Raw genomic sequence first — 9,134 nt, 5'->3', positions numbered from 1 at the left:
GGTCCGGGAGGGACGGAAGCCCGGCGGGTGCGGGGCCGGGCCGTGGTGGCCCGGCCGGGGAAGGATGCTTGGGGCAAGAGGTCAGTAGCGGCCCGCGAACCAGGCCTGGACGGCGCGGGTGTGCAGCGGGAAGGCCAGCTCGGCGGGCTCCCTGAGCAGGTGCCATCCCTCGGTCTCGTCGGTGGGGGCGGACTCCGGCAGGCGGGCGGCGTCCCGGACCGGCAGGACCCCGAAGAGCAGGAGATGGCCGTCCGGCGAGCTGAGCGCGTCCGCGAGCCTGACGTCCTCCGCGGGGGCCTCGATACCGGTCTCCTCCCTGAGCTCCCGGACCACGGCGCGCCGCCAGTCCTCCCCGTAGTCGATGTAGCCGCCCGGCAGGGCGATGCCGCCCCGCCGCGGTTCTATGGAGCGGGTGACGACGACCAGTCCGGTGCCGTTCACGTCGTACGCCGGGAGCAGGGCCACCGCCACGGGCGCCGGATTGCGGTACGCGGTGTTTCCGCAGGCGGCGCAGGTGCGCGGCCAGCCCTCCGCGGCGGGATAAGGCGCTCCGCAACCGGAGCAGTGGGTGTCCTTGTCGGGGGTGTTGGAGGCGATCACGCGCGGGACTGTATCCGACGCTCCTTGCCCCGGTGCGGGTCGGGCCGCCGACAGAGGGAGGCATGCCACGACCGCCCGCACGGCGGCGGGCCGAGCAGGGGAAACGCCGGCCGCTGCGCGCTCCGGCCCGATCCCGCGGGGCCGGGCCGGGGCGGCGCGCCCCTCTGGGCCGGGGCCGTTCACCGGCGTATGCGGAGCGGAGGATGCCGATACCGACGGGCAGCCGGAAACACCCCCGTCGATCCCGGCTGCCCGTCTTGACTCCTTGGACGCCACCGGCCCGCGCGCGGTTCTCCCGTGCGGCCCATAGGTGCGCCGCTCCGCCGGCCGCGGCCGTCCCGGCGGACGCGGGGCATCCGCTTCGCACCGAAGCGCGGCTTCTCACACATTCTGCGACCCTGACATGGGACGGGGCTCTGTCCGGCACCCGCTCCGAGCAGGCGTTGCTGTACGCGTCCTTGACGCTCCGGTAGCGCCGGTGAACACTGCCTTCTCAGTCGGCATCGCCGCACTTAGGCACGCTCACGACGCTCGTCACGGACGCCGGGCGGAGGGCTCGGGATCCCCCTGCCCCGGGCTCCGTGGCCAAGGGAAACCACCCCGCACGGAGGGCCGGGGTCACCGCCCCGGGCTAGGGCCTAGGCCTAGGAGCCACCATGAGCAATGGAGACATATTTCTCGGTGAGGTCATCGGCACCGCGATACTTATCCTCTTCGGCGCCGGCGTCGTCGCGGCCGTCCTGCTGAACTACTCGAAGGCCCAGGCGTCCGGCTGGATCGTCATCACCTTCGGGTGGGGCTTCGGCGTGATGGCGGGAGCGTACACCGCCGCTCCGTTGTCGGGTGGCCACCTGAATCCCGCCGTGACCGTCGGCATCGCCGTGGACACCGGGGAGTGGGGCAAGGTCTGGGTCTACGTCCTGGGGCAGTTCGTCGGTGCGATGCTCGGCGCCGTGCTCGCCTGGCTGGTGTATCTGGCGCAGTTCCAGGCCAACGCGGACCGGGAGAAGTCGCTGCCCACCCTGGGCATCTTCTCCACCATCCCGGAGATCCGGAATCCCGTCGCGAACCTCATCACCGAGATCATCGGCACCGTCGCGCTGGTCCTGCCGATCCTCGCGTTCGGCCTCACCAAGGGCCTGGGCGAATCCGGAACCCTGGTCCTGATCGTCGCGCTGCTGGTGGTCGGTATCGGTCTCTCGCTCGGCGGCCCCACGGGGTACGCCATCAACCCGGCGCGCGACCTCGGCCCGCGGATCGTCCACGCGGTGCTGCCGATCCCCAACAAGGGTTCCTCCGACTGGGGCTACGCGTGGATCCCCGTGGTGGGGCCGCTGATCGGCGGAGCGCTCGGCGGCCTCATCTACAACCTCGCCTTCTGAACGGCGCGCCGGACGGGCACCGCACCGGCCGGCACCGCGCACCGGCCGGGCACCGCGCCTGCCAGGCACCGCACCGGCCGGGAATCCGACAGGGAATCCGACCGGGAGAGACCGGGAAAACCGGGAACCAGGTCCGACCAAGGGGCAGCCATGACGAGCACCAACGGAAACGACCAGAAGTTCGTCGCCGCGATCGACCAGGGCACCACCTCGAGCCGCTGCATCATCTTCGACCAGGACGGCGGCATCGTCGCCGTCGACCAGCGCGAACACCGTCAGATCTTCCCCAAACCGGGCTGGGTGGAGCACGACGCCACCGAGATCTGGTCCAAGGTCCAGGCCGTGGTGGCGGGCGCCCTCGCCAAGGCGGGGCTGAACGCCGGCCGGCTGAGCGCGCTGGGCATCACCAACCAGCGGGAGACGACCGTACTGTGGGACCGGTCCACCGGGAAACCGGTGCACAACGCCATCGTGTGGCAGGACACCCGCACCTCCGCGCTCTGCCGCGAACTCGGCGGCACGGACGGCCAGGACCGCTTCCGCGAGGCCACCGGGCTGCCCCTGGCCAGCTATTTCTCCGGCCCCAAGGCCGCCTGGCTGCTGGACAACGTGCCCGGTCTGCGTGCCCGGGCCGAGCGCGGCGAGATCGCCTTCGGGACGATCGACTCCTGGCTGATCTGGAACCTCACCGGCGGCACCGACGGCGGCGTCCACGTCACCGACGTGACCAATGCCGGCCGCACCATGCTGATGAACCTCCAGACCCTCCAGTGGGACCCCTCGATCCTCTCCGCGATGAACGTCCCCGAGGCGGTCCTGCCGGAGATCAGGTCGTCCGCCGAGGTGTACGGGACGGCCGTGGGGCAGCTCGCCGGGGTGCCCGTCGCCTCGGCCCTCGGCGACCAGCAGGCCGCCGTGTTCGGGCAGGCCTGCTACGACACCGGCACCGCCAAGAACACGTACGGCACGGGCAGCTTCCTGCTGCTCAACACCGGGAACCGGCCGGTCCCGTCGAAGAACGGGCTGCTCACGACGATGGGCTACAAGATCGGCGATGAGGCGCCCGTCTACTGCCTGGAGGGTGCCATCGCCATCACCGGCGCGCTGGTGCAGTGGTTCCGCGACCAGTTGGGCATCATCCGCAGCGCCGACGAGATCGAGCCGCTCGCGGCGAGCGTGGACGACAACGGGGGCGCGTACATCGTGCCGGCCTTCTCGGGCCTGTTCGCGCCGTACTGGCGGTCCGACGCCCGCGGCGTGATCACTGGCCTGACCCGGTACGTCACCAAGGCGCATCTGGCGCGCGCCGTGCTGGAGGCGACGAGCTGGCAGACGCGCGAGGTGGTCGACGCGATGTATCAGGACTCCGGCGTGCCGATCACCACCCTGAAGGTGGACGGCGGCATGACCGTCAACAACCTCCTGATGCAGCACCAGGCGGATGTGCTCGACGTGCCCGTGATCCGGCCGAAGGTCGCCGAGACCACCTGCCTGGGCGCGGCCTACGCGGCCGGGCTCGCGACCGGCGTGTGGTCGGACCTCGACGAGCTGAAGGCCCACTGGCAGAAGGACGCCGAGTGGACCCCGGCCATGCCGGCCGAGGTGCGCGACCGGGAGTTCCGCAACTGGCACAAGGCGGTGGAACGCAGCTTCGGCTGGCAGGAGGACGGCGACGACTGACGGTCGGCGGGCCGGGGGCCTGCCGGCCGGTCAGGTGCCGGCGGGCTGCCGGCGGCGTGCGGCGGAGACGGTGAGGGCGTGCTCGACCACGGAGATGAGCACCTCCTTGACCGACTCCTTCTCCCGCGCGTCGCACATCAGTACGGGAACGTCCTCGTCGAGGTCGAGCGCCGCGCTGATGGTCTGCGCCGGATAACGGGAGGCGTCGTCGAAGCAGTTCACGGCCACGACGAAGGGGATGCCCCGGCGCTCGAAGTAGTCGATGGCGGCGAAGCAGTCCTCCAGCCGCCGGGTGTCGGCGAGGACGACGGCACCGAGCGCCCCCTGGGCAAGTTCGTCCCAGAGGAACCAGAAGCGGTTCTGCCCGGGCGTGCCGAAGAGGTACAGCACCAGGTCCTGTCGCAGGGTGATCCGGCCGAAGTCCATCGCCACGGTGGTGGTGGTCTTGCCCTCGACGCCGGAGACGTCGTCCACCGGGCGTCCGGCCTCGGTGAGCACCTCCTCGGTGCGCAGCGGTCTGATCTCGCTGACAGCGCCCACCAGTGTCGTCTTGCCCACCCCGAAGCCGCCCGCGACCAGGATCTTCAGGGTCAGGGGCTCCACTCGGGGCTGCTTCTTGCGCTCAGGACGCCCGAAGACCATTGCTCTCTTCTCCCATGGTGCTCATGACACGGTCGTCCGATGGCCGGCCCTGCCGTTGTCACAGCGCGCGCAGGCCATCGATCACCTCGCGCAGAATGCTCTCGTCGGGCAGCTCCGCCGGCGGGACGGGCCTGCTCACATGCACCAGTTCGCCCTCCACCAGGTCGCCGATGAGGACGCGGACCACGCCGACGGGCAGGTCGAGCCCGGCGGCGAGTTCGGCCACCGACTGCGGGCTGTCCTGGCAGAGCCCGATGATGTCCACGTGCTCGGGTGAGAGCGTCTGGTCGAGGCCGGAGTCGTCCGGGGCGACCTCCGCCACGACCACGGCGATCAGATCGAGCCGGTGCTGGCCCGGACTGCTGGTGCGCCCGCGGGTCATCGCGTAGGGGCGCACCACGGGTCCGGCGGCGTCGTCGTACCAGCGGGGCGCGTCCTGTCCGGCGTCGGTCATGACTGGCCACTACCCCCCGGCGGACAGGTCTGCGCGCGGAGCCGTCGACAGATGCGCCCCGACGCGCTTCACCATCAGCGTCATCTCGTACGCCACCTGGCCGACGTCGGAGTCGGCGTCCGAGAGGACCGCGAGGCAACTGCCGTCGCCCGCCGCGGTGACGAACAGGAAGGCGTCCTCGAGTTCGACGACGGTCTGCCGCACCCGGCCGGCGTCGAAGTGCAGGCCGACGCCCTTGGCCAGGCTGTGGAAGCCGGAGGCGACGGCGGCCAGGTGTTCGCCGTCCTCGCGTGTCAGGTCCTTGGACGCGCCGGTGGGCAGTCCGTCGCCGGAGAGCACCAGCGCCCTGCGGATGCTTGCGACGCGGTCGACCAACTCGTCGAGGAGCCAGTTGAGTTCGCCGTTGAGCGTGCTCCTGTGCGCGGCGTCCTCGATGTCGCGGGCCGCGGCGTTCGATGCGGTCATCGACCGTCCCCCTCAGATGTCGTTCTCTGCGCTGTGTCGCCTGGTGCCGGTTCCCGCTCCGCACGGTCCTCCGCACGGTCCTCCGTGCCGGAATCCGCGCGGGGATCCGCGCGGGACTCCTTGCGGGAATCCGCGCGGCCGCCCGTGCGGACTGCGGTACCGGTTTCCTGCTCGGTCCTGTCGTTCTGCTCCCTGCCGCGCTCCCAGCCCCGCTGCAGGGAGGCCATGCGGCTGCGTACCTCGTCCGCGTCGCGGTCCGGTTCCGGTTCGCCGGAAGGGTTCCGCAGATCCAGGCGGGCGGGGCCCTTCCTGAGCTGGGGTGCCAGGTTCGCCTGGCGTTTGCGCCTGGGGAGCCCGCCGGACGGCGGCTCGTCCTTGTTGCTCTCCATCGGCTCTCGCTGCTCCGGCTCCTGGGTGCCGGCCTTCCCGGCGGCACGGTTGCGGTCGGCCACCACCAGCCTCGGAACCGGGGAGGCCGGTGTGGAGGACCTGCGCCGGGGCAGCGGGGCCGGTGTGTCGTCTCCCGGGGACGCGCCGTGATCCGCCGTTCCCGTGGGGCCGGCCGGATCCGCGGGCGACGGGTGCTGCCGCCCCGGTGGGCCGGGCCTGCGCGCGGGGCCCGTGCTGCCCGGGGCGCCGGAGCGGCCTGTCGGTCCGGCCGCTTCCGGGCCGCCGGGCCTGCGGTCGTCGTCGGCCTTGCGGTGGGTCTCGCTCTCCCGCTCCCGGACGACGTCGCGGATGAGGCCGCCGCGCCGGTCCGGTTCGTCCAGGTCGATCGCCCCGAACGGGGCCTCGAGTTCGACGGGCCCGCCGAGCACTCCCGCGGGCAGGTCGGGCAGGGCGACCGGCACCTGGGCGAGCGCGGCGAGCCGTGCGGCGGTGCCCCCGCGGCCGCCGGTGCCCTCGCCGCGGCCGGCGCGGGCACCGCGGTCGAGGCTCAGGCCGCTGCCGTTGGTGTCGGGGGCGTCGGTGAGCAGGGCGGCCGGGATGAACACCACGGCCGTGGTGCCGCCGTACGGCGAGGGCTGCAGGGAGACGCGGACGTTCTGCCGCTGTGCGAGCCGGCTGACCACGAAGAGACCGAGCCGGTCGGTGTCGGACAGCTCGAACTCGGGGGTCTCGGCGAGGCGCAGATTGGCGTCGAGCAGGGTCTCGGGGGTCATGCCGAGGCCCCGGTCGTGGATCTCGAGGGTGAAACCGTTGGCGACCCGCTCCCCGACGACCTGGACGGCGGTGTGCGGCGGGGAGAACACCGTGGCGTTCTCAAGGAGTTCGGCTATGAGGTGGGTGAGGTCGCTGACGGCGGGTCCGTTGACGGACATTCTGGGCAGCCGTCGCACCTCGATGCGTTCGTAGTCCTCGACCTCGGCGACCGCCGCCCGTACGACGTCCATCAGCTGCACGGGCTTGCGCCACTGCCGGGAGGGGGCCGCGCCGGAGAGGATCACAAGGCCCTCGGCGTGGCGGCGCATGCGCGTGGTGAGGTGGTCGAGGCGGAACAGGTCCGCGAGTTCCTCGGTGTCCTCGGTGCGGCGCTCCATGGTGTCGAGGAGCGTCAGCTGCCGGTGCAGGAGGACCTGACTGCGGCGGGCGAGGTTGACGAAGACCTCGGAGATCCCGCGACGCATCTCCGCCTGTTTCACGGCGGCTTCGATGGCGGCACGCTGAAGGGTGTTGAGAGCCTTGGCGACCTGGCCGATCTCGTCCTTCGCGTATTCGAGGCGGGGAGCCTCGGTGTCCACGTCGACCTGCTCGCCGGAGGCGAGCCTGCGCATCACGCTGGGCAGGCGGATACCGGAGACCTCGTGGGCGTCGTGGCGCAGCCGGGACAGATCGCGGGCCAGTCCGCGGCCGATCCTGGCCGACACGACGATGGAGACGAGCAGGGCGACGAAGCCCAGCGCACCGGCGGCCACGGCCCTGGCGATGATGCCGGAGGCCACGGGCTCGATCCGGGACTGGAAGCGTTCCGCGGCCTGCTCGTCCAGCCGGTCCAGGTCGTCGAGCACGGCGGCGGCGGCCTCGTTCCAGTCCTGCGCGCCGATCGCGCGCGGCGCCGCGGACGCCCCGGCCGCGATGACCCGTTCCTCGGCCTTGAGCAGCGGTTCCGCCTCCGGTCCTTCCCAGTAGGCGAGGAACGCGGTGCGGTCCTCGGAGGGCAGGGCGGGCAGGTTCGTGTCGTAGTACATCTTCCGGCCGGCCACCAGCTCGGTGAGCTGTCGCACGTCCTTCTTGCCGAAGCTGCGCGCGGCCAGGCCGGACGCGAGGATCGCGTCCTCGCGGGAGAGGAGTTCGCGGGCCTGCGAGATGTTGAAGAGGGCAGAGCGCTGCCGGTCCGTCTCGGCGTCGTGCAGGGCGTCCAGGCCGCCCAGGAAGGTGTAGCAGGGGTCGACGAGGCGGACGTAGAAGGCCATGGCCTGGCCGCGGGTGAGGTTGTTCTGTTCGACGGTGCGGCGCAGGGAGTCCAGCCCGTCGAGACCTTCGAGGACCGCGTCCAGGCGCCTGCGGGACTGCTCCCCCATCGCCTCGCGGACCTCGGCCGTGGCCTTGGAGCGGATCGCCGCCACTTCGGCATCGGTCGCGGAGCGCTGCCGGCGGAGTTCGGCGAGGGTGTCGGAGGCGCGGGGATCGGCGAGATACATCAGCGTTCCGCGGCGCTCGCGCTGCAGGGCCTGGATGGCGTCCTCGATGGGGGCCGCCAGCTTCGTCCCGACCTGCGACAGATCGAGGAGATGGGCCGCCTCCCGGCCGGTGATGACCGTCGCGAACCCCCAGAGCGCGGTCAGTGACACCAGCGGCACCAGCAGCAGCGCCACGATCTTCCTGCGGATGGACTTCCCGCGAAAGCGCATGGCCTCCCCCAGCTCGACACCCCGTCAGCGGGGCGGTCTTCGTCTGAAATCCGACAGGTGCGTTGGCGGCCAAGCCGCTCGCTGCTGCGGAAAACCCGGTTACGCGCGGTACTCGGGTTGCTGCAGTTGCGTCAGTTGGTCAATCAAACGGCGCGAGCCTACTACTGACGTACAGGCATCTCGAAGACATGTCCGGTCGGCTTTCAGCCAGCGGTGAGACAGTCATCACGAGTTGTCCCGTAATTCCCGCCGATGACGCGCACAAGTGTGACGGGGGCCACCTGGGTGTTCACCCGGGCCCCAGGCCCCCGGAGAAGGAACAGGGTTGGCTGGAATTCTACGTTCCGCGGGAATCTTCACGGAGACACGTTCGTCCAACTGTACGAGATACGAGTTGTACGGGGACGAATGTGCCCCATGCATCGCTTTTGGGAACGGTGTTGGCCGGGCAGCCACCCAGGAGGCGGGCGGCCGGCGCCCGCTCCGATCGGTCCGCCGGGCGGTGGGGAGGGAAGCGTTCATGAGCAGCGAGCCGCGTACCGGAGGTGTCGGCGGGTCCGGGGGCTTCGACGGCGCGAGGGCGGGGGTCACGGCTCCGGCCGCGAACCCGGACGGGGAGGACGCGGGTCTCGGTCTCCCGGCGCCGGGGCGGCAGTTGTGGGTGGAGGAGCCGGCGGTCCGGCCCCGTCTCCCCGATCCGGTGCGCGCGGCGGCCGTGCGCGCGGTGCTCATCGTGTCGGTGACGCTGATTCAGGCCATGAGCGCGGTGCTGTGCACCCTGGCCGGGTCCTGGGCGGCCTTCCCCATGGTGCTGAGCAGTGTGGCGAGCACCGTTGTGGCCACCTGGGGCGTGCTGGACGTGTGGGTGACGCGCCAGGTCTACAACCAGCGGCACGGCGTCATCTCGGTGCCCAGCAGCACGGCGCGCCGTCTGCGCAAGGAGCGCCGCCGCGCCCGCCGCGCCGCCCGGGCCGCCTCCCGCGCCCGGCCTACGGGCGGCGGACGGCGACGCGAACTTCGCGCCGTACCACTGGCTGAGCGAGGACTTCCGACTGCTGC

The 9,134-nt window shown here is 71.6% G+C and carries 8 protein-coding genes; 3 read left to right on the top strand and 5 right to left on the bottom strand.

The annotated features are described in order from the left end of the window. Positions 1-81: 81 nt before the first annotated feature. Entirely contained in the window at positions 82-600 is a 519-nt protein-coding gene (locus GUY61_RS29985) for an NUDIX domain-containing protein (RefSeq protein WP_166633386.1), read from the bottom strand. A gap of 656 nt (positions 601-1,256) precedes the next feature. Between GUY61_RS29985 and GUY61_RS29980 the strand changes: the two genes are divergently transcribed. Then, positions 1,257-1,982 (top strand): MIP/aquaporin family protein, encoded by a 726-nt coding sequence (locus tag GUY61_RS29980; RefSeq protein ID WP_166633385.1) that lies wholly within the window; start codon positions 1,257-1,259, stop codon positions 1,980-1,982. A 150-nt stretch (positions 1,983-2,132) separates the two neighbouring features. Then, complete coding sequence (gene glpK / locus GUY61_RS29975) at positions 2,133-3,662, top strand: glycerol kinase GlpK (protein WP_166633384.1); 1,530 nt, start codon at positions 2,133-2,135, stop codon at positions 3,660-3,662. Between the two features lie 30 nt (positions 3,663-3,692). On the opposite strand, the gene GUY61_RS29970 is transcribed toward glpK, so the two are convergent. Genes GUY61_RS29970 through GUY61_RS29955 form a run of 4 tightly spaced genes read right to left on the bottom strand, consistent with a single transcriptional unit; the run spans position 3,693 to position 8,075 of the window. After that, positions 3,693-4,304 carry an ATP/GTP-binding protein gene (locus tag GUY61_RS29970; protein ID WP_166633383.1) on the bottom strand — a complete coding sequence of 204 codons (612 nt, stop codon included), beginning with the start codon at positions 4,302-4,304 and terminating at the stop codon, positions 3,693-3,695. 58 nt (positions 4,305-4,362) lie between these two features. Then, positions 4,363-4,758 (bottom strand): DUF742 domain-containing protein, encoded by a 396-nt coding sequence (locus GUY61_RS29965; protein WP_166633382.1) that lies wholly within the window; start codon positions 4,756-4,758, stop codon positions 4,363-4,365. Between the two features lie 9 nt (positions 4,759-4,767). After that, positions 4,768-5,223 carry a roadblock/LC7 domain-containing protein gene (locus GUY61_RS29960; protein WP_166633381.1) on the bottom strand — a complete coding sequence of 152 codons (456 nt, stop codon included), beginning with the start codon at positions 5,221-5,223 and terminating at the stop codon, positions 4,768-4,770. Beyond that, on the bottom strand, positions 5,220-8,075 hold the full coding sequence (locus tag GUY61_RS29955) for a nitrate- and nitrite sensing domain-containing protein (protein ID WP_166633380.1): 2,856 nt from the start codon (positions 8,073-8,075) through the stop codon (positions 5,220-5,222). Before GUY61_RS29955 ends, GUY61_RS29960 begins: the two co-directional genes overlap by 4 nt. A 520-nt stretch (positions 8,076-8,595) precedes the next feature. Here GUY61_RS29955 and GUY61_RS29950 point away from each other — a divergent pair. After that, a partial coding sequence (locus GUY61_RS29950; protein ID WP_243766854.1) for a hypothetical protein occupies positions 8,596-9,134 on the top strand: 539 nt, incomplete at its 3' end.

It is taken from the genome of Streptomyces sp. GC420, assembly GCF_009916105.1.
In the GTDB taxonomy this organism is placed as follows: Bacteria; Actinomycetota; Actinomycetes; order Streptomycetales; family Streptomycetaceae; genus Streptomyces.
The sequence above is the reverse complement of the archived record's forward strand: the minus strand, read 5'-3'. Positions and strand labels throughout refer to the sequence as shown.